Source organism: Glutamicibacter sp. AGC84, from assembly GCF_053543575.1.
The window spans coordinates 88,521-108,414 of the sequence record NZ_JBLVOC010000011.1; the positions used below are offsets into that span (position 1 = coordinate 88,521).

Here is a 19,894-nt window from a genome sequence, read left to right on the forward strand (position 1 = left end):
CAGTTCGCTGGCACATCGCCGGTCCGCAACAAACTCAAGGAATGGTGCACGTCGATGTCCCAGCCAGAAACCCGGGTCACCAAGCAGCGCCTGGCCGTCACCGAGGCACTGGGCGAGGTCGATGATTTCGCCACCGCCCAGCAGCTGCATCGCTGGCTGCAGGATTCGGAGAAGAAGGTTTCGCTGGCCACCGTGTACCGCCTGCTGCAGTCCATGGCCGACGATGGCCTGGTCGATGTGCTGCGCAGCGGAGATGGCGAAGCCCGCTTCCGCCAGTGCGTCACCGAGGTCCACCACCATCATCTGGTCTGCCGCGTTTGCTCCAAGACCGTCGAGGTACTAGCCCCTTCCGTCGAGCGCTGGGCCGCTCGGGTTGCCGCGGAGCACGACTTCTCCGATCCCGAGCACACCGTGGAAATCTACGGCCTCTGCGCCGACTGCCGTGCCAAAGCCAAGGCTGGCGCCCCCGCTGCCTCGTAGCCCTTTCCGCTGCCTGGACCTGGGTCCAGCGGACTGTTCGGCACCCCAAGAATTCGGCAATCCCCAGCTGAATTATTCGAAGACATATTCGAACAATGGGCGTATACTAGTACTATGTTCCAAGCAAAGGCGCACGGAAACAGCCTAGCCCGCCCAGCAGATCAGCCGGATTTCGAATCCCACCTGATCCAGCTGCAGAACGACCTGTCTTGGTTCCATGACCACGGCGGCAAGGCCGCGTGCGCCCGGGTGATCGAGTCCGTCGAAGGACTGGTCTCATCCTTGCGCTATCAGCAAGCCGGCCTGGCTCACCAGTTGGAGAAGGAAGTCCTGCGCGAGAATGAAGAGCGCGGCACCAACATCGATGACCAAGTCCGCGGAGCGGCCAGCCGCGTTGCCATCGCCCGCAAGCAGACTCAACGAGGTTCCAGGAACTACCTGGCCAATTGCCGCATCCTCTTCGAGGACACCCCGAATATCGCTGCCGCATTTTCCCGTGGTGAATTCACCGAAGCGCAGATCAATGCAATGCTCACCCCGCTGCAGGAAGTCCGGCCATTGCGCCGCACCGAGTTCGATGCGATCTACGGGCAGAATCCAGACATGTTCGAATCCATGGGCCCCAAGCGCATCAAGGAAACGGTCACCAGCTTCACGATCAAGTACGCATCGGATCGGGAAGACAAGAAGCTGAAGGAAGCCAACCAGCAACGCTACGTTCGCTTCCGCACCGATCGGGAAGCAGGGTGCGTCTTCCTCCAGGCCCGTCTGCCGATCGTTGGCGGAACCGGATTGCAGATGACGCTGCGAAACCAGTCATGCAGGATCAAGCGCAAGGGCGATGCCCGCACCCGCACCCAGATCCAGGCCGATCTGCTGGCCCGCTACATGTTCTTCGATGAAAACAATGAGCAGAAGATCCACGTCCAGCTCGGACTGGTCATGACCGATAGAGCGCTGTTCATGGGTGATCGCGAACCGGCCTACTTGGAAGGCTACGGCTTCATCCCCGCGCAGACCGCGCGGGAACTCATTGGCGGCCACCAGATTCCCAACGAGCTAACCTTCGCGGAAATGGAAGCCGAACTCACCCCCGAGAATATTGAGCGGATCGAAGTAATGACGGAGATAACTCGCCTCTACACCGCTCCCGGGGACCAGGAACTGATCGCGATGGATTCCAAAGCCCGGATCTTCCCGGATAAGCTCAAGAGGTTCATCGGGATTCGCGATCGGCATTGCCGAACGCCCTTCTGCGACGGGCTGGTCGAAGAAACAGACCACGTGCTCCAGTATGCACGTGGCGGCAAGACGACCGTGGCCAATGCCTCGGGCCGTTGCGCGACCTGCAATAAGGCGAAGCAGGCCGACGGCTGGTACGAGTACACCGCTTTCCGCGATCGGCACTCGATGATGATCTGTCCGGGCTCGGCGATGTCCTACCGATCCACTGCGCCACCGGCAACTGGATTCATGCACAAGCCATTCCCGCAACTAATGCGCGACTCGAAATGGTTCGCTGATTTCAAGGAACGGCTCACCAGGCCCGACGGACCAGGAACTACTGAAACCTAGGCAGCGGCGCGGGTTCTGCCGCGCAGCCCCTCACCTTTGTGCAATTTACCGCACGAGGGCCAGCCCCGGACCCGACAGGCCAACCGCGTGCTTGCCTCGGCCTGAAACCAGCATCAGCAGTTCCAGGCGCGGTCCTGCAATCTGCGGGCCGATGCCCAGCCGGAAGCCTTCGTCGTCGCTGCACAGCTGGACCTTGCTCGCTAATCCCTTGGCACCCCCAACACCTTGCGGGGTGGCTGCCTGGTATTCGATTGCTGGCTCCAGGGATTCTGGAGGATAGGCCCGTTTCAGGCCCACAGCACGACGGATGTCTTCCCCATGGGCAATTTCCTCCACCAACCTGCTGGCAAGCGGAACCGGTGGAGTGGCCCGCAAAGCCGCGACCTCGACGAGCCGGCGCAATGTCCCATCGGGAGTTGCGGCCTTCTCGGCGGCCACGCCATTGTCGTTCTGGCGGTCCAAGCTGAATCCGGCCTTGGCCATCCCGGCAAGCAGGCGGAAGAAAGTCGCACGCGCGTTATCTGCCAAATGAGCAGCCACGTCATGGACGCTCCACCCATCGCACAGGGAGGGAACTTCCCACTGATCCAGATCCAAAGTTCCCAGATCATCGATCAGGGCCAGGCGTTCGGCATGCACCAATGGCCAGATCTCACTGGCTGGAATTTTGCTCATGCTCCAGCTTGGAGGTTCGGCTGCCGGCTAGTCAACCGGGCCCGGAACCAGCGGAGGCGTGCTGGCCGAATGCAGCTCCTAGACTTGGTGGCGGCGAGGGGAACGCACCGCTTCGATTCCGCGGCAGACCACATAGATCACGAACGAAATCGTGGTCACATACGGACTGATCGGCAAGGAACCAGCCAGGGCAAGAAGGATGCCGCCCACGACAGCCAGTTCCGCGAACACGATGGAGAGCACGACGGTGATGACCGGATTGGAGCTCACGCGCATGGCGGCTGCGGCAGGCGTGATCAGCAGCGCCAGCACCAGCAAGGCACCGACCACTTGAATCGTCACCGCTACAGCCAGCGCCAGGATCATCATGAAGACGATGGACAGGCCAGCAGTGCGCACGCCCCGGGCATTGGCAACCACCGGGTCCACCGAAGCGAAGGTCAGCGGACGCCAAATAACCAGCAGCGCGATCACTACCACCCCCGAAAGGACCAGCATTCCTGTCAATTGCACGTCATCCACGGCCACGATCTGGCCGGTCAGCAGGCCAAACTTATTGGCGCTCCGCCCCTCATACAGCGAAAGGAACAAGATGCCCAGGCCAAGGCCGAAAGGCATCAGCACGCCGGTGATGGAATTCCGATCCCTGGCCCGGGTTCCGAGAATGCCAAGGATCAGCGCCGCGATCATGGACCCGAACACCGAGCCAGTCACCACGTCGGCGCCGATGAGCAAGGCGAAGGCCGCCCCCGCAAAGGACAGCTCAGCGATGCCGTGCACGGCGAAAGCCATGTCCCGCATCATGATGAAGATGCCGATCAGACCGCCAACCACGCCCAAAACTGCACCGGCAATCAGGGAATTGGTCACCAGCGGAAGCAGCAGTCCGTAATCCTGGAAGTTGAACGCCTTCTCGATGAGATCCGAAAAGTCCATGTCCTGCTCCTACTTTCCGGTCTCTAGATCGATTTCTTCAACGTGGTCGTGCCCATCGGCTGGCAATGCCCGATTGCCATCGCCCGAGACCACCACGATGCGGCCATTGACCCGCAGCACCTCGACCGGAGCACCGTAAAGTTCGGTGAGCACCGCAGACTGCATGACTTCATCCACGCTGCCCAGATGGAAGCGGCCTTCGGCCAGGTACAAGACGCGGTCGACATAGGGCAGGATCGGGTTGATCTCGTGCGTCACGAAGACTACCGCGCTGCCGCGCTCTGCGGCCTGGCGGTGAATCACTTCGCTGATCGCCTGCTGGTGATTGAGGTCCAGGGAGAGCAGCGGCTCGTCGCATAGCAGGACCCGGGGATCACTGGCCAAAGCCTGCGCTGCGCGCAGGCGCTGCTGCTCGCCTCCGGAAAGGTCGGACACCGCACGGTTGGCGTAGGCGGTAGCGCCGACCAGTTCCAGCAGTTCGTCGACCTTGTTGCGCACGGCCCTGCGGGCCACGCGAATTCCGGGCCGGGTTCCATCCAGTCCCAGTGCGACCAGGTCGCGAGCGCGCAGGGGAACGTTGTCCCCGAAGGGGCGCTGCTGCGGGATCAACCCTACGGCAGCCGATCCCCGGCGCACGGCCTCCCCTGCAATCGAGACCCTGCCTCGATTAAGCGCGGTGGTGCCGAGCATCGTGTTGATGAAGCTGGTCTTGCCCGAGCCGTTGGGCCCTAGAACTGCAAGGAACTCCCCCGCCGCTATGGATAGGTTGAGTTCATCCCAGAGCACGCGGGAGCCATAGGCAAGGCGCGCGTCTTCAAACCTGACGATGGGGGTTTCTGTCATTGACTGCTTTCTGGATTGCGCTGGCTGAGGATGGGCCGGCAACGAAAAACTGCGGCACCCGCAATGGGCGCCGCAGTCAATCGTATCAGTTGCGAGTCATTCGCAATATGCACTCTGGGGTGAGCTTGAGCTAATTTGCCCTTTTTTCGCTGCGAGGCGGGTTGACGCGTTTTCGCGTGGTATCGGTGATTTCACCGACCAGCACCTCGATCACGTCCTCCAGGAAGAGCACGCCGAGCGTTGCCCCCGACTCGTCGACAACCGCCGAAAGGTGGTTGCCTTCCTGCCGCATCGCTTCCAGGGCGGCCTCGATTTCGGTGTCCTGCTCCAACCGGCCCAGCGGGTGCAATGGCAAATCAAGCAGTGGCTGCGTGGAGTGGGCATCATCGATGAGCATCACGTCCTTCACATGCCAGTAGCCCACCGGAACCTCGTTCTTGGTGATCACCATGCGCGAGAAACCGGTCTTGCCGACCTTCTTCTCGAAGGCGCGCGCGGTGGTCTGCCCGTATTCCAAGGTGAACAGGTCATCCAGCGGAACCATGCAGCTGCGCGCGGTAACCGAGGAGAATTCCAGCGCTTTGGTCAAGCGTGCGGCATCGTCCTCATCCAGCGCGCCTTCCTCGGATGAAGCATCGATGATCGATCGGACTTCAGCGGCGGTATACGAGCTGGCCACCTCGTCCTTCGGTTCGATACCGAAGGCGTGCAGCACCAGGTTCGCCACGCCATTGAGCGACGCCGTAATCGGCTTGAGCACCTTGGACAGGCCGACCAGTGGCATGGCCAGCAGCAGCACGGCCTTGTCCGCAACGGAAACCGAAATGTTCTTCGGCACCATTTCGCCGAAGGTCACGTGCAGGAAGGTCACCACGATCAAGGCAATCAGGAACGCTACGGTGTCCGCAGCTGATTCGGCCATGCCGATCATGGTCAGCGGTTCGGCCAGCAGGTGGTGGATCGCCGGCTCCGAAATATTCAGGATCAGCAGCGAGCAAACGGTAATGCCCAACTGGCAGACCGCGAGCATGATCGAAACATGCTCCATGGCGTACAGCGCGATCTTTGCCCGCTTATTGCCCTCGTCGGCCAAGGGTTCAATCTGCGAACGACGCGCACTCATCACCGCGAATTCGCCGGCAACGAAGAAGGCATTGCCAGCCAGCAGCACAATCAGCCAGACCAGGCCCATGAAGTCATTCATTGCCATCCTCCTGCACTGCTGGTTCGAAACGAACCTGCGAGATGCGGCGGCCATCGAGCTCGGTCACCGTGAAGGTGCCATGCTCGGTGGCGACGCGGTCATTGAGTTCAGCCAAGCGGCCCAGTTCGGCGAGCATGAAGCCGCCGATGGTTTCGTAGGTCGACTCTTCCGGGATGACGTCCGTATCGAAGTTCTCGTTGATCTGGTCCGGGCGGTACATGCCCGGGAACAGCCAGTTGCCGTCGGGCTGGGTGACCGCTTCTTCCTCGTCCTCGTCGTGCTCATCGGAAACTTCGCCGACGATTTCTTCGACCAGGTCTTCAAGGGTCACCAGTCCAGCGGTTCCACCGTATTCGTCCATCACGATCGCGACCTGGAACTCGGCGGCGCGCAACTGCTCAAGCAGCACATCCAGGTGAATGGTTTCCGGAACGTACAGCGCGTCGCGGGCGAACTCGCCCACCTGCAGCGCTGCGCGGCGTTCACGGGGCACCGAGACAATTGCCTTGACGTGGCAGATGCCCTGGATTTCATCGGTGGATCCGGTGGTGACCGGGAAACGCGAGAATCCGGTGTCCGCGCTGACCTCGATCAGCTCGGAAAGGGCCGCCTCGGAATCGATGGTGGACATCGAGGTTCGCGGGGTCATCACGTCGGCGGCGGTGCGCTCGGAGAATTCAATGGTGGATTCCACGAAGCGAGCGGTCTGCACATCCAAGGTGCCCAGCTGAGCCGAACGGCGGACCAGCGATGCCAGTTCCTGCGAGGAGCGGGCCGCGGAGATTTCTTCCTTGGCTTCGAGTCCGAAGAACTTGCGCAGTACCGCATTCGAGAAGCCGTTGAGCACGATGATGGCCGGCCTGAAGACGGCGGTGAAAACCAGCTGCGGGCGGGCCAGCAGCTTGCCAACCTTCATCGCCTGGGCGATTGCCATGTTCTTCGGGACCAGTTCGCCGATCAGCATCGAAAGCAAGGTGGCAACGACCATCGAGATCACCACGGCAATGGCCAGCGAACTTGCGGCCGGAATGCCGAATTGTTCCATCAACGGCTCGAGCAGCGCACTCATTGCGGGTTCAAGCACGTAGCCGGTCAGCAGCGTGGTCAGCGTAATGCCCAGCTGGCAGCTGGACAGCTGGGTAGAAAGGGAGGTGAGGCACTGCAGCAGCGGCTTGGCGCCACGCTCGCCGTCATTAACGGCACGCTGCACGGTGCTTTTATCCAGGGCGACCAGGGAGAATTCCACGGCCACGAAGAAGCCGGTGCCGAGAATCAGCAGCAGGCCGAAAAGTATTGAGAGCCATTCCATAGGCGTTTACCGCCGCCTATTCACTGGCGTGCGAAGTTCAGTTCCAGTGCCGACAGGGCGGCAACTAGAAGGCTCCAAAAGGGAGGCGGAACTTCCTGAACATGGACTGTTGTGGCCGGCACTGCGCCCTTGGGCGGCACACCGGCTTGGAGAGTGGGATTCCATAGTGCGAATTAGTCTATCGAACGAAGGGCCATTGCGCACCACTTCGACACATGCTCGCCCAGCGGTGCTTTGGATACGCTGAACGGCATGTTAGGCGCAACACTTTCGTGACATTACATACGTGCCGTGGCCAAGTGGGCGGAAAAGTCACTAGACTGGTGCGCAGGTCTAGAAATCTTGTGGGCCGCAGTGGTCGTATCACGTCCTCGAAAGACCACCGGCTCAAGCTAGAACAACGTAGAAATCAGGGAAGAGGCGTTGCACGTGCCAGAGCAAGCACACCACCGACTTACTGAAGAGTTTGGTGGAAACGAGTGGCTAGTAGACGAGCTGTTCGAACAGTATCTCGTCGACAAGAACTCGGTAGATGAGAAATGGTGGGATATTTTCGAATCTCTCGCCGCCGAAAAGAAGGCACCAGCAGCACCGGCAGCGCAGCCGGCGCCAGCAGCGGCAGCACCTGCCGCTGCGTCTGCAGCCAACGGGCAGGGCGCGCCACGCGCCGCAGCCCAGGCCCGTGCCTCCGAACCAGCACCGGCTGCCAAGGCAGCACCAGCTCCGGCCGCTGAAGCCAAGAAGGCCGAGCCAGCACCGAAGACTGCGCCGATCCCGGCACAGGCTCCGAAGGCTACGCCGTCCACCGAACTTTTCGGTGAGGAAAAGCGCACCCCGCTGCGTGGACCAATGAAGGCCATCGCAACCAACATGGATGCCTCCCTCACCGTGCCTACCGCCACCACCGTGCGTGCCGTACCGGCCAAGGTGATGATCGACAACCGCATTGTCATCAACAACCACCTCAAGCGCGCTCGCGGCGGCAAGATCTCCTTCACCCACCTGATCGGCTTCGCTGTGATCCGTGCGCTGAAGCAGATCCCGTCGATGAACGTCACCTACGACGTGATCGACAAGAAGCCAACTGCGATCCAGCCAGCCCACGTGAACTTCGGCATCGCGATCGACATGCCGAAGCCGGATGGCACCCGCATGCTGGCCGTGCCGAACATCAAGGCTGCCGAGACCCTGAGCTTCAACGAGTTCTGGGCCACCTACGAAGACCTGATCAAGCGCGCCCGCGGCAACAAGCTGACCGCTGACGACTACGCAGGCACCACCGTTTCGCTGACCAACCCAGGCGGCATCGGCACCGTTCACTCGGTTCCACGCCTGTCCAAGGGCCAGGCCGCGATCATCGGCGTTGGCGCACTGGAATACCCGGCAGAGTACCGCGGCTCCTCGGAGAAGACCGTGGCCGCCCTGGGTATCGGCAAGCACATCACCCTGACCTCCACCTACGACCACCGCGTCATCCAGGGTGCAGGTTCGGGCGAATTCCTGAAGCTGGTCGAGTCGCTGCTGCTGGGCGAGCAGGGTTTCTACGACGAGATCTTCGAGCAGCTGCGCATCCCTTACGAGCCGGTTCGCTGGGCCGTTGACAACCAGGTCGACATCGACCTGCAGGTCAACAAGGTTGCCCGCATCCAGCACCTGATCAACTCCTACCGCGTGCGCGGCCACCTGATGGCCGATACCAACCCGCTGGAATACGTCCAGCGCAAGCACCCGGACCTGGACATCAATTCCTACGGCCTGACCCTGTGGGATCTGGACCGCGAATGGCTGGCCGGCGGCCTGGGCGGCAAGGACCGCGGCCTGCTGCGCGACATCCTCGGCGTGCTGCGCGATGCCTACTGCCGCACCATCGGCACCGAGTACATGCACCTGCAGAACCCCGAAGAGCGCGAATGGTTCCAGGCCAAGCTGGAATCCGGCTACGCCAAGCCAAGCCGCGAAGAGCAGCTGCGCATCCTGTCGAAGCTGAACTCCGCCGAGGCTTTCGAGACCTTCCTGCAGACCAAGTTCGTCGGCCAGAAGCGCTTCTCGCTGGAAGGCGGCGAATCGCTGATTCCACTGCTGGATGCTATCATCTCCGACGCAGCCGACGAGCAGCTGGACGAGGTCGCGATCGGCATGGCCCACCGCGGCCGCCTGAACGTGCTGACCAACATCGCCGGCAAGACCTACGCACAGGTCTTCCGCGAATTCGAAGGCACCGCAACCCCGGGCTCGGTCCAGGGTTCGGGCGATGTGAAGTACCACCTGGGCACCGAGGGTTCGTACACCTCGGATGCGGGCAACCAGACCAAGATCTACCTGGCTGCCAACCCATCGCACCTGGAAGCAGTCGATCCAGTGCTCGAGGGCATCACCCGCGCCAAGCTGGACCGCCTGAACCAGAAGAACACCGTGCTGCCGATCCTGGTCCACGGCGATGCCGCATTCGCCGGCCAGGGCGTGGTCTCCGAGGTACTGGCCATGAGCCAGCTGCCCGGCTACAAGACCGGCGGCACCGTCCACGTGATCGTGAACAACCAGATCGGCTTCACCACCGCGCCGAGCTCCTCGCGCTCCTCGGTGTACGCAACCGACGTTGCACGCACCGTGCAGGCTCCGATCTTCCACGTCAACGGGGATGACCCGGAGGCAGTGGTGCACGTGGGCCAGCTGGCCTTCGAGTACCGCCAGAAGTTCGGCAAGGACGTCGTCATCGACCTGGTGTGCTACCGCCGCCGCGGCCACAACGAGGGCGATGACCCTTCGATGACCCAGCCGATCATGTACAACCTGATCGAAGCCAAGCGCTCGACCCGCAAGCTGTACACCGAGGCCCTGGTGGGCCGCGGCGACATCACGCAGGAAGAAGCCGAGAACGTGCTGGCCGAGTACAAGGAGAACCTGGAGCGCATCTTCGCCGAGACGCATGCCGCCCAGACTTCGCCGATCCCGATCATCACCCCGGGCTCGACCATCAACGACCTGGAGAAGCCCTTCGCCCAGGCTGCCGACGAGAACACCGTCGACGGCGCACGCGGCTCGGCCATCACCGCCCAGACGCTGGCGAAGATTGGTGCCGCCCACCTGGATATCCCGGCCGGCTTCACCATGCACACCAAGCTGAAGTCGCTGCTCGAGCGCCGCGAGAAGATGTCCCGCGAAGGCGGCATCGACTGGGGCTTCGCAGAACTGGCAGCCCTGGGCACCTTGACCATGGAAGGCGTGCCGGTCCGCCTGGCAGGCCAGGACTCGCGCCGCGGCACCTTCGTGCAGCGCCACGCAGTCTTCCACGACCGCGAGAACGACACCGAGTGGTACCCGCTGCACCACCTGGCCGAAGACCAGGCACCGCTGTGGATCTACGACTCCCTGCTCTCCGAATACGCCGCGCTCGGCTTCGAGTACGGCTACTCGGTAGAACGCCCGGATGCACTGGTCATGTGGGAAGCGCAGTTCGGCGACTTCGTCAATGGCGCGCAGACCGTGATCGACGAGTTCATCTCCTCCGCAGAGCAGAAGTGGTCGCAGTCCTCCTCGCTGGTCATGCTGCTGCCGCACGGCTACGAAGGCCAGGGCCCGGACCACTCCTCGGCCCGCATCGAGCGCTTCTTGCAGCTGTGCGCCGAGAACAACATGGTCGTTGCCCAGCCTTCCACCGGTGCAAACCACTTCCACCTGCTGCGCCGCCAGGCCTACGCCCGTCCGCGCAAGCCGCTGATCGTCTTCACCCCGAAGCAGCTGCTTCGCCTGAAGGCCGCGGCCAGCTCGGTAGAGGACTTCACCACCGGAGGCTTCCGCGAGGTCATCGGCGATGCGTCGATCACCGATGCGAACGCCGTGGACAAGGTGCTGCTGTGCTCGGGCCGCGTCTACTACGATCTGCTGGCCGCTCGCACCAAGGCGAACGACACCAAGACCGCACTGGTACGCGTCGAGCAGCTCTACCCGGCTCCGGCCGAGCAGATCGCTGCCGAACTGGCCAAGTACCCGAACGCCGAGGTGGCTTGGGTCCAGGACGAGCCTGCGAACCAGGGTCCATGGCCGTTCTTCGGCTTGTACGTTGCACCGGCACTGGAGCAGAAGATCACCTTGATCTCCCGCCCGGCATCGGCTGCGACCTCCGCTGGCAATGCAAAGCGCCACGACGCAGAAAACGCAGTGCTGATCCAGCAGGCTTTCGCCCGCTAGACCGCATCGCCTGAACGCTGCTGGCCAACTGTTGCCGGCGAACTATCCGGGGGTTCCACCTCGGAGGTTCGCCGGCAACAGCGCTTTAACCCCGGTGCTGGTTTTTCGCAGGGAATTGTGGGGTTTAACCAATGACCGCCTCCCCCGATGCCAGCGTTCCGACTGCTAAGGTGGGGAGCGATTCATCATTTTTGAGCCAACGAAAGGTCGCCCAGTTGGAGTTACGCACAATCCGAATTACCGCAATCGGAGATGAGCTACTGGCCGGGCATGGCGACCCGCGGGGCCTGGGCTGGTTCGGCCGCGTCATGGCCCGCACCCAGGATCCGGCCCTGCGCCTGCAGTCCTTCGTCCTGGCTTCCCCGGCCGAGGGATCCGAAGCGCTGGCCGAACGCTGGCTGGGGGAAGCTTCCCGCCGATTCAGCGACCAATACGAAAACCGCCTGGTCATCGCGCTCTCGGACCGCGACGTCGATCTGGATGTCACCACCGCGCGCAGCCGGCTGAACCTGGCCAACATCCTGGATTCGGCCTCGCAGATGAACATCAAGGCCTTGCTGGTCGGCCCGGCCCCGGGCCTGGATGATGCGCGCAACCAGCGCGTGGCAGAACTGAACCGCGTCTACTCGGATGTGGCGCTGCGCCGCAACCACCACTACGTCGATACCTTCACGCCCCTGCGTTCCCATGCCCAGTGGCGTGCCGATCTGAACGCTTCCGGCGGGGTGCCCGGCCAGGCAGGCTACGGGCTGATGGCCTGGCTGGTGCTGCACCGCGGCTGGTATTCCTGGCTGGAGTTGCCTGAGCCAGGCGAGGGCTAGGGACCGCCGGTCCGTTAGGAAAATGGGCCGGAAGTGTGAAAGACTATGAGCCGGCCCGAATTTTCGGGAAGCAATATTGTTCCCTCTAAGGAGTCACCATGTCGAAGCGCGCTCGTAAGCGTCGCGATCGCAAGCGTGGCGGTGCCAACCACGGCAAGCGCCCAAACAGCTAAGCGAAGCGAACAAAAAAAGAACCCCGTACCCTTCGAGACCAACTCGGAAGATACGGGGTTTCTCTTTGCCGTGCTAGTGGCCTGATTCCACGCGGATCTGCGAGATCCGCGCGATGATGCTGGCCTTCAAGGTCTGCGGGGCATGCTCCTGGCAGCTGCGGCGCACCACCGAGCGGATGATGCACTCCAGATCGTACTGCTCGGTGCATTCCGGGCAGCCATCCAGGTGGGACTTGACCTCCTTGAGGTCATCGAGCGTCAGCGCTCCGTCGAGGTACTCGTAGATGCGGACGATGCGGTCATCGGCGCAATCACCCATTGAATTGCAATCCATCTTATTTCGCTCCTCGGTCAGCCTTGGCGGCACTCTTGCTCTGGGTGCCGGTGGCGATCCCACGATCTGCTGCGTAATCGGCCAGCAGTTCCCTCAAGTTCTTGCGTCCGCGATGCAACCGGGACATCACGGTGCCGATCGGCACGCCCAGGATCTCGCTGGCTTCCTTGTAGCTGAAGCCCTCGACATCCACGAAGTAGACGGCCATGCGGAAATCCTCGCCGATCGACTGCAGCGCGGCTTTCACATCCGAATCCGGAAGGTGGTCCAGCGCCTCGGCCTCGGCCGAGCGCAAGCCGGTCGGCGAATGCTCCATCGCCTGGGCCATCTGCCAATCCTCGACCGTATCGGTGGAAGTGCGCAGCGGCTCGCGCTGGCGCTTGCGGTACAAATTGATGTACGTGTTGGTCAGGATGCGGTACAGCCAGGCCTTCAGGTTGGTGCCCGGCTTGTACTGGTGGAAGGCGGAATAGGCCTTGGTGTAGGCCTCCTGCACCAAATCCTCGGCATCCGACGGGTTGCGCGCCATGCGCAGGGCAGCCGAATAGAGCTGGTCCACGTACTGCATCGCGTCACGCTCGAAGCGTTCGCGGCGCTGCTGCTCGGACTCGGAGGCCACATCGGGCAAATTCTCGTCCACACTCTTGTTGTTCATCACTGCCGAGTCTACGCGTTCGAACGGCTTTATGCGCGTGCCAGCGCGGGCCCGGGCCGGCCGCGGTTGCTCGGCGACGGCGCAAGCGGTGCCGCCGGCGTTTGAAGTGTCCTGTCGTATCGTCACAGTAGGTATAACCAGCGGAGCTAAAGCCTTATTCCCGCACCGATCTCGGCTAGAATTAGGCAGTGGGCGCACAGTACTTGCGGTACTGCCAGCGGCCCCGAATTGAAGCCTCGAGCCTAAGGATCTACCAATCAGCACTGCAAGCGCCCCCGGGAGCCCCCTCGATCAGCTGCACGACGCAGAAAAGAACTGGTGGGCAGCGCCCTATGCCGCCACCGGACTGGATGCAACCGTCCCGGTGCCAGCTTCGAAGTCGCTGACCAACCGGTATCTGATCCTTGCGGCCCTGGCCTCCTCGCCCTCCACGATCCACAACACGCTGATCAGCCGCGACACCGAGCTGATGCTCAGCGCCCTGGCCGGATTCGGGGTCGGGATCAAGCGCACCGAGCAGGCCGACGGCTCCACCACCGTGGACATCACCCCGGGCCAGCTGGCCGCCGGACCGCTGGCGATCGACTGCGGCTTGGCCGGCACGGTCATGCGCTTCGTTCCCCCATTGGCTGCCGTCGCCGGCGCCAAGGTGGCCTTCGACGGCGACGCCGCGGCCCGCGTGCGGCCCATGGCCCCGGTACTGGACGCGCTGGCAGCCCTGGGCGCCCGCATCGACTACGCCGGAACCACCGGCATGCTGCCCTTCACCATTGACGCCAGCGAGCTGAAGCAGGATGCCGAAGTGGTCATCGACGCGTCGGGCAGCTCCCAGTTCATCTCCGCGCTGCTGCTGGTTGGCCAGGCATTGCCCGGCGGGCTGAAGCTGCGCGCGGCGCCGGGGCCTATCGCTTCCCCGGACCACATCGCGATGACCGTCCAGACCCTGCGCGATTTGGGCGTAGAGGTAAGCGTCGATGCCGATGCGCGCGGCTGGAGCATCGCCCCGGGCCAGCTGGCGGGCTTCACCGTCACCGTGGAACCGGACCTGTCCAACGCCGGACCGTTCCTGGCCGCCGCGCTGGCGAGCCACGGCACCGTGCGCGTGCCCTTCTGGCCTGCCAGGACCACCCAGGTCGGCGGCAAATGGGTAGAAATACTGGCCGCGATGGGAGCGGAAGTCAGCCACAGCGGCGACGGCGTGCTCACCGTGCGCGGAACCGGAGTCATCCGCGGCATCGACTACGCCGATGCCTCCGAGCTGGCCCCTACCCTGGCAGCACTGTGCGTGCTGGCCGATTCGCCGAGCAAGCTGACCGGCATCGGTCACCTGCGCGGCCATGAAACCGATCGGCTGGCCGCGCTGGAAACCGAATTGTCCAAGGTAGGCGCCAGAGTCACCGCCACCGCGGACGCGCTGGAAATCGTTCCCGGAGCCCTGCAGGCAGCGGATATCGATTCCTACGAGGACCACCGCATGGCGACCGCCGGTGCCCTGCTGGGCCTGGCCATCGACGGGGTGCGCGTGGAAAACATCGCCACCACGGCCAAGACCATGCCGGATTTCCCGCAGCTATGGTCCCGCATGGCGGCTACCGCAAAGGGCCAGGGCTAATGCGCTACTCCGACTACGACGAATCCTCGGTCCGCGTCCGCCCCAACAAGAAGGGCAGCCGTCCGCGCACCAAGGACCGCCCGGCCTACGAACAGGCGGTCATCGGCCGCATCATCACCGTGGACCGCGGCCGCTACACCGCAATCCTGGATGAGGACACCGCCACGGAGCGCATCGTCATCGCCGCCCGGGCCCGCGAGCTGCGCCGCCAGGCGATCGTGCCCGGGGACCTGGTGGGACTGGTGGGCGACACCTCCGGAAAGCCCGATACCCTGGCCCGGCTGATCCGCATCGAAGAGCGCACCACGCTGCTGCGCCGCAGCGCCGACGACACCGACGCCACCGAGCGCGTGGTCGTGGCCAATGTGGACAAGCTGGTCATCGTCGTGGCCGCCGCGAATCCCGAGCCGCGCACCGGCTTCGTGGACCGCGCGCTGGTCGCCGCCTTCGACGCCGGCATCCAGCCGGTGCTGTGCGTGACCAAAGCGGATGTGAAGGATCCGGCCGACTTCCTCAAGCACTACGAGGGACTGGAGTTCCCCGTGGTCATCTCCCGTACCACCACTGCCGACGCCTCCGGTGTGGACGCGCGCGGCGCCGACGGTTCCAGCGCCCGGCTGGATGCCGGCGCGCTGGCCGAACTCGAAGAGATCCTCTCCGGCTGCGTCTCGGTAGTGCTGGGCCACTCCGGAGTGGGCAAGTCCACCCTGGTCAACGCCCTGACCGGTTCGACCCGCGCCACCGGGCACGTCAACGCGGTCACCGGCCGCGGACGCCATACCTCATCCAACGCCCTGGCCCTGCGCCTGGGCGAAACCCCTGGATCCTGGCTGATCGACACCCCCGGCATCCGTTCTTTCGGGCTAGGACTGGTAGACCGGGACAATATCCTGGCCGCCTTCGAGGACCTGGCAGAAATCGCCACCGGCTGCCCGCGCGGTTGCACCCATGCCGCCGGCGAGGCGGGCTGCGCGCTGGAAGCCTGGGCCGAAAATGCCGAAGGCACCCAGGCCGCTGACCGGTTGGCCTCCTACCGCCGGCTGGTCACCACCGAGGAAACCACGCACGAAAAGGAGCTCGGCGCGCTCTAGGCGCCCGCAACACCATGGCTGAATACACCCTGCAGCAAGATCTCGACTTCGCCCTGGCCCTGGCCGGGAAGGTCGACGCCTTCACCCTGGCCCGCTACGGCGCCAACGACCTGGTGGTCGAATCCAAGCCGGACATGACCCCGGTCTCCGACGCCGACCGCGGCGCCGAGCAGCTGATCCTGGCCGAGCTGGCCGCCCACCGCCCCGATGATTCGGTGCTCGGCGAAGAATTCGGCGTGCACGGCACCGGCTCCCGGCGCTGGGTCATCGACCCGATCGACGGCACCAAGAACTTCGTGCGCCGCGTACCCGTCTGGGCCACGCTGATCGCGCTGGAGATCGACGGCGAACCGGTGCTGGGAGTCATCTCCGCCCCGGCCATGACCCGCCGCTGGCATGCCGCGAGCGGCCTGGGCGCGTTCGTCACCGAACCGGGTGCCACCGCCGGTACCACCGCCACCCGCCAGATCAAGGTCTCCTCGGTGAGCGAGCTGTCTGACTCCTCGCTGGCCTACGCCTCGCTGAACGGCTGGAAGGAGGCGGGCAAGCTCGAGGGCTTCCTGGAACTGCTGGATACCGCGTGGCGCACCCGCGGCTACGGGGATTTCCTGTCCTACGCGCTGCTGGCCGAAGGCGCGGTCGATGCGGCCTTCGAACCCGAACTGGAGCTCTACGACATGGCCGCCCTGGTGCCGGTGGTACGCGAAGCCGGGGGCCGCTTCACCTCGGTGGCCGGGGAAGAGGGCTGCCATGGCGGCAACGCCCTGGCCACCAACGGCAAGCTGCACGAGGCGATCCTTCCCTACCTGAACCGCAGCTAGGCAGCGCGAGGACGATGGCAACTGCACGACGCGGGCCGGCCGGGCTGACCACCAGCGAAGAGGACTACCTCAAGGCGGTGTACCTGCTCACCGAATGGGAAGACACCGAAGTGGGCACCGGCGCGCTGGCCGACCAGCTGGGCTTGTCCCCTGCCTCGGCCACCGCCATGGTGCAGAAGCTCGCAGCCAAGCACCTGGTCCATCACGTGCCGCGCGGAGCCATTACGCTCAGCGGCACCGGCCGGCGCGAGGCCTTGCGCATGGTGCGCCGCCACCGCCTGCTGGAAACCTTCCTGCGCGATGAGCTGGGCTATGGCTGGGATGAGGTGCATGACGAGGCCGAGGCCCTGGAGCACACCGTCACCGACCGCTTTATCAACGCCCTGGAAGCCCGGCTGGGCCACCCGCGCCACGATCCGCATGGCGACGCGATTCCCAGCGCGGAAGGGGAACTGCCGGTCTCCGGGGCCATCCGGCTTGACCGCTACTCCGGTACCCGGGCCGTCATCGACCGGATCAGCGATGAAGACCCCCAGTTCCTGCGTCGTGCCGCCGCCCAGGGGCTGGTTCCCGGGGCGGTCATCGAATTGCCGCATCAGCTGGATTTCATTGAGGCTTCGCTGATCTGGGTGCGCAAAGCCTAGCTGCGTGCCGGCTGTGCAAGAATGAAAAGCAGCGACGCGCTGCCAGGTGCGCCCGGCTGCCAAAGGGAGGGCCATTGGAGACACGACCGATCATCCTGGGCATCCCGGATCGCCTCGATCCCCACGTTCTGGACGCAGCCGCAGACCTCGCCGGCGCGCTCGGAGCGCGGTTGCTTTGCGTCCACGTGGATCCCACCCGCTATCCGCTCGAAGAGCTTCCCGATGGCACCATCCGCAGCGCACCGCTGGATCCCGAATCCGGGGACGAAGCAATTGAGCGCTTCCCGGCACGCCTTCTGCTGCAGCTCGAAGCCCAGCTCGGCGGATCGGGGCTGGAATGGCAGGCGCATGCCGCGGCCGGTGGCCCCGCTCAGCAACTGTCGCATCTTGCCCTGCAGCATGATGCGGCGCTGATTGTGCTCGGGGTTCGGGAGCGTTCCATGGCCAACACCATCCGGGAACTGCTCAACGGTTCGGTAGCGGTGCATCTGACCCATCGACAGCGCCATCCGGTGCTCCTCATCCCGCCACGCCGCGCAGAACAGATTCGCAATTCATGACCCGTCCGCTAACACCCATGGCCCAGCGCACCGCGCAGGGTTCCTTCCTCAACCCGCGTTTCCTGCTGCTGGTATTCCTTGGCGGCGCTGCCGGTACGGCCTGCCGCCAAGGCCTGGGCCTGCTGCTGCCAGATCCCGGCGGTTTCCCGATCGCGATTTTCCTAGCCAACATGCTGGGGGCGTTCCTGCTCGGCCTGCTGCTCGAGGCGCTTTCGCATCCCGGCCACGACGAGCGCAAGCATCACCGGCTGCGGCTGCTGCTGGGCACCGGTTTCCTGGGCGGCTTCACGACCTACAGCGCGCTGGCCACCGGCAGCATGCAGATGTTCGCATCCGGCGCAGCGCTCCATGCCCTGGGCTATGCACTGTTCACGGTGTTCTTCGGTGCATTGGCAACCTGGTGCGGAATCGCCGCTGGGGCTAGGCGCATGGCCCGGAAATCGGGAGGGCTTCACTAGTGCTCTCCCCCGGCTTATTTCTTATCGTTGCGCTCTGCGGCGGCCTTGGCGCCTGCCTGCGTTTCGTGCTCGATGCCCTGATCAAGCGGTGGCTTCCAGCCCCGCTGCCCTGGGGCACGATCCTGGTCAATCTCTCCGGCTCCTTCGCGTTGGGTGCGCTGACCGGGCTGATGGCCCAGCAGTTGTTGTCGGCGCAATGGCTTGCGGCCATAGGTTCAGGACTGCTCGGCGGCTACACGACGTTTTCGGCGGCCAGTTTCGAAACTGTCCGGCTGCTCCAGGCCGGCCGCCTCGCAGCCAGCCTGGCCAATGCATTGGGGACCCTCGCTGGAGCGGTGCTCGCGGCATTGCTCGGCTACCACGTCGCTGGGCTCTTCTAGCCGCAAACGAAAAAATGCCAAGCCTTTCGGCTTGGCATTCCATCAGTTCTAGCGTGCTGCCCGGCGTCCCTTGGGAGCACCCGCTCGTGCCCGGCTCGGAACTTGCTTCGGTGGCTGCTTGGTTCGATCGTGCGGGACCACGTATCCGCCAGTGGCGATGACCAGAATGGCGCTGATGCCGGTCAACGCAAGCATTCCGATGGCCCAAATCTGCGATTGATCGTAGAAGGAATGGTCGACGCTCAGCCACAGCACGTAGGCTCCGATGAGGTAAATGATATGGACCAGGAGCAGACGGGTTCGCAGCCTCAACTTGATGACGGCTTTCGGCGAGAAGAAGATCGACCAGAGGATCAGCAGCGGGACAACTACTACAAGGATTGCTGGGATTGTCGGCCATGGGATGAAAGCGATAGCGGCTAGTGCCGCGGCGAAAAGCAATCCTACTTCCAAGAGGAAGGCAACTGCCGCATAGCTTGCTGAAAGGAAAGGCGATACCCGCTGGGAACTGTTCTTACCCATCGACTTCAATCTCACTCCGTTTCTGCACACGCTGTCGTTTCGAAAGCCTTGGACTTTCATTTCAAGTCTATGTGTAAATTCTCCATCCTGCGAACAGGCTCGCGATGTGACTGCGGACTCCGAAACAAACAAAAAGCTCCGGAGCCAGACCTATTGGCCTGGCTCCGGAGCTGGATATTGTGGAGATGGGGAGAATTGAACTCCCGTCCGATGTGGTGTTGCCAGGTCTTCTCCGGGCGCAGTTTGCTGCGGATTTTCTCTGCCCCAACCATCACGCAAACATGTGGTTGATCCGGGCACAGTTGCCTAAATGTGTATCCAGAAGCGGCAACATCCGCTGGATACATTGGCTATCTAAATGACGTTAGGAACAGGGGCGATAGCGTCCCCTGGCTAACGGACCGTCTGGCTGCTTAGGCAGCGAGAGCGAAGTCAGTGCGCTTTGATTCGGCACTTATTGGTTTGCAAAGGGCGTTTACGAGATAACTTTGCGTCCTCGGCCCGCTTCATCTGTCGCGACTCACACCGTCGAAACCGATCATCCCCGTATTTTGTTGTCAGTCCCGGTCTCCCGGGTACAACCACACCCTAGGGCGTGTCTACCAATCATAGC

Annotated in this window: 20 protein-coding genes and 1 other RNA gene; 12 read left to right on the forward strand and 9 right to left on the reverse strand. The window is 63.4% G+C overall.

Going from position 1 to position 19,894, the window contains the following annotated elements; translation table 11 throughout:
* Positions 1 to 54: 54 nt before the first annotated feature.
* Together ACNPN0_RS07280 and ACNPN0_RS07285 are read left to right on the forward strand one after the other, a co-directional pair.
* The gene (locus tag ACNPN0_RS07280; protein ID WP_105658386.1) at positions 55 to 480 is read left to right on the forward strand and encodes a Fur family transcriptional regulator; all 426 of its coding nucleotides are present in this window, start codon (positions 55 to 57) and stop codon (positions 478 to 480) included.
* 114 nt (positions 481 to 594) lie between these two features.
* Positions 595 to 2,055, forward strand: a complete 1,461-nt coding sequence (locus ACNPN0_RS07285; protein WP_448938269.1) for an HNH endonuclease — start codon at positions 595 to 597, stop codon at positions 2,053 to 2,055.
* A 45-nt stretch (positions 2,056 to 2,100) separates the two neighbouring features.
* Here the strand turns inward: ACNPN0_RS07285 and ACNPN0_RS07290 are convergent, their stop codons facing one another.
* The 5 genes from ACNPN0_RS07290 to ACNPN0_RS07310 all read right to left on the reverse strand — a co-directional run bounded on the left by ACNPN0_RS07290 (position 2,101) and on the right by ACNPN0_RS07310 (position 7,022).
* Positions 2,101 to 2,730: a maleylpyruvate isomerase family mycothiol-dependent enzyme gene (locus tag ACNPN0_RS07290; protein WP_448938270.1), complete on the reverse strand. Its 630-nt coding sequence runs from the start codon at positions 2,728 to 2,730 to the stop codon at positions 2,101 to 2,103.
* 78 nt (positions 2,731 to 2,808) lie between these two features.
* Positions 2,809 to 3,666, reverse strand: coding sequence for a metal ABC transporter permease (locus ACNPN0_RS07295; protein WP_448938271.1), 858 nt, complete (start codon positions 3,664 to 3,666; stop codon positions 2,809 to 2,811).
* Between the two features lie 9 nt (positions 3,667 to 3,675).
* A complete protein-coding gene (locus ACNPN0_RS07300; RefSeq protein WP_105662569.1) occupies positions 3,676 to 4,509 on the reverse strand; it encodes a metal ABC transporter ATP-binding protein in 834 nt (277 codons plus the stop codon).
* Positions 4,510 to 4,639: 130 nt separating this feature from the next.
* Complete coding sequence (locus ACNPN0_RS07305; RefSeq protein WP_332594812.1) at positions 4,640 to 5,713, reverse strand: hemolysin family protein; 1,074 nt, start codon at positions 5,711 to 5,713, stop codon at positions 4,640 to 4,642.
* Complete coding sequence (locus ACNPN0_RS07310; protein WP_448938272.1) at positions 5,706 to 7,022, reverse strand: hemolysin family protein; 1,317 nt, start codon at positions 7,020 to 7,022, stop codon at positions 5,706 to 5,708. The genes ACNPN0_RS07305 and ACNPN0_RS07310 overlap by 8 nt, the downstream gene beginning before the upstream one ends.
* A gap of 429 nt (positions 7,023 to 7,451) precedes the next feature.
* Here ACNPN0_RS07310 and ACNPN0_RS07315 point away from each other — a divergent pair, with 429 nt between their 5' ends.
* The 3 genes from ACNPN0_RS07315 (at position 7,452) to ACNPN0_RS07325 (ending at position 12,204) form a co-directional block, all read left to right on the forward strand.
* Positions 7,452 to 11,210: a multifunctional oxoglutarate decarboxylase/oxoglutarate dehydrogenase thiamine pyrophosphate-binding subunit/dihydrolipoyllysine-residue succinyltransferase subunit gene (locus ACNPN0_RS07315; protein ID WP_448938273.1), complete on the forward strand. Its 3,759-nt coding sequence runs from the start codon at positions 7,452 to 7,454 to the stop codon at positions 11,208 to 11,210.
* Positions 11,211 to 11,425: 215 nt separating this feature from the next.
* Positions 11,426 to 12,031, forward strand: a complete 606-nt coding sequence (locus tag ACNPN0_RS07320; RefSeq protein WP_105662568.1) for a GDSL-type esterase/lipase family protein — start codon at positions 11,426 to 11,428, stop codon at positions 12,029 to 12,031.
* 98 nt (positions 12,032 to 12,129) lie between these two features.
* Positions 12,130 to 12,204 (forward strand): 50S ribosomal protein bL37, encoded by a 75-nt coding sequence (locus tag ACNPN0_RS07325; protein ID WP_369299107.1) that lies wholly within the window; start codon positions 12,130 to 12,132, stop codon positions 12,202 to 12,204.
* Positions 12,205 to 12,277: 73 nt separating this feature from the next.
* Here ACNPN0_RS07325 and rsrA read toward each other — a convergent pair whose 3' ends face one another.
* Together rsrA and ACNPN0_RS07335 are read right to left on the reverse strand one after the other, a co-directional pair.
* Positions 12,278 to 12,538 carry a mycothiol system anti-sigma-R factor gene (rsrA, locus tag ACNPN0_RS07330; RefSeq protein ID WP_105658379.1) on the reverse strand — a complete coding sequence of 87 codons (261 nt, stop codon included), beginning with the start codon at positions 12,536 to 12,538 and terminating at the stop codon, positions 12,278 to 12,280.
* A gap of 1 nt (position 12,539) precedes the next feature.
* Positions 12,540 to 13,193, reverse strand: coding sequence for a sigma-70 family RNA polymerase sigma factor (locus tag ACNPN0_RS07335; RefSeq protein ID WP_166650812.1), 654 nt, complete (start codon positions 13,191 to 13,193; stop codon positions 12,540 to 12,542).
* Between the two features lie 295 nt (positions 13,194 to 13,488).
* Between ACNPN0_RS07335 and aroA the strand changes: the two genes are divergently transcribed.
* The 7 genes from aroA to crcB all read left to right on the forward strand — a co-directional run bounded on the left by aroA (position 13,489) and on the right by crcB (position 18,759).
* A complete protein-coding gene (gene aroA / locus ACNPN0_RS07340; protein ID WP_448938302.1) occupies positions 13,489 to 14,805 on the forward strand; it encodes a 3-phosphoshikimate 1-carboxyvinyltransferase in 1,317 nt (438 codons plus the stop codon).
* Positions 14,805 to 15,896 carry a ribosome small subunit-dependent GTPase A gene (rsgA, locus tag ACNPN0_RS07345; protein WP_448938274.1) on the forward strand — a complete coding sequence of 364 codons (1,092 nt, stop codon included), beginning with the start codon at positions 14,805 to 14,807 and terminating at the stop codon, positions 15,894 to 15,896. Before aroA ends, rsgA begins: the two co-directional genes overlap by 1 nt.
* Before the next feature lie 14 nt (positions 15,897 to 15,910).
* Positions 15,911 to 16,717 carry an inositol monophosphatase family protein gene (locus tag ACNPN0_RS07350; RefSeq protein WP_434693318.1) on the forward strand — a complete coding sequence of 269 codons (807 nt, stop codon included), beginning with the start codon at positions 15,911 to 15,913 and terminating at the stop codon, positions 16,715 to 16,717.
* Between the two features lie 14 nt (positions 16,718 to 16,731).
* On the forward strand, positions 16,732 to 17,361 hold the full coding sequence (locus ACNPN0_RS07355) for a metal-dependent transcriptional regulator (protein ID WP_448938275.1): 630 nt from the start codon (positions 16,732 to 16,734) through the stop codon (positions 17,359 to 17,361).
* 74 nt (positions 17,362 to 17,435) lie between these two features.
* Complete coding sequence (locus ACNPN0_RS07360; RefSeq protein ID WP_448938276.1) at positions 17,436 to 17,921, forward strand: universal stress protein; 486 nt, start codon at positions 17,436 to 17,438, stop codon at positions 17,919 to 17,921.
* Positions 17,918 to 18,379, forward strand: coding sequence for a CrcB family protein (locus ACNPN0_RS07365; RefSeq protein ID WP_448938277.1), 462 nt, complete (start codon positions 17,918 to 17,920; stop codon positions 18,377 to 18,379). The genes ACNPN0_RS07360 and ACNPN0_RS07365 overlap by 4 nt, the downstream gene beginning before the upstream one ends.
* Complete coding sequence (gene crcB / locus ACNPN0_RS07370; protein WP_448938278.1) at positions 18,379 to 18,759, forward strand: fluoride efflux transporter CrcB; 381 nt, start codon at positions 18,379 to 18,381, stop codon at positions 18,757 to 18,759. The genes ACNPN0_RS07365 and crcB overlap by 1 nt, the downstream gene beginning before the upstream one ends.
* A 48-nt stretch (positions 18,760 to 18,807) precedes the next feature.
* Here crcB and ACNPN0_RS07375 read toward each other — a convergent pair whose 3' ends face one another.
* Both ACNPN0_RS07375 and ssrA read right to left on the reverse strand, forming a co-directional pair.
* A complete protein-coding gene (locus ACNPN0_RS07375; RefSeq protein ID WP_166650814.1) occupies positions 18,808 to 19,281 on the reverse strand; it encodes a DUF2568 domain-containing protein in 474 nt (157 codons plus the stop codon).
* Positions 19,282 to 19,458: 177 nt separating this feature from the next.
* Positions 19,459 to 19,827: a transfer-messenger RNA gene (gene ssrA / locus ACNPN0_RS07380) on the reverse strand.
* Positions 19,828 to 19,894: the final 67 nt, after the last annotated feature.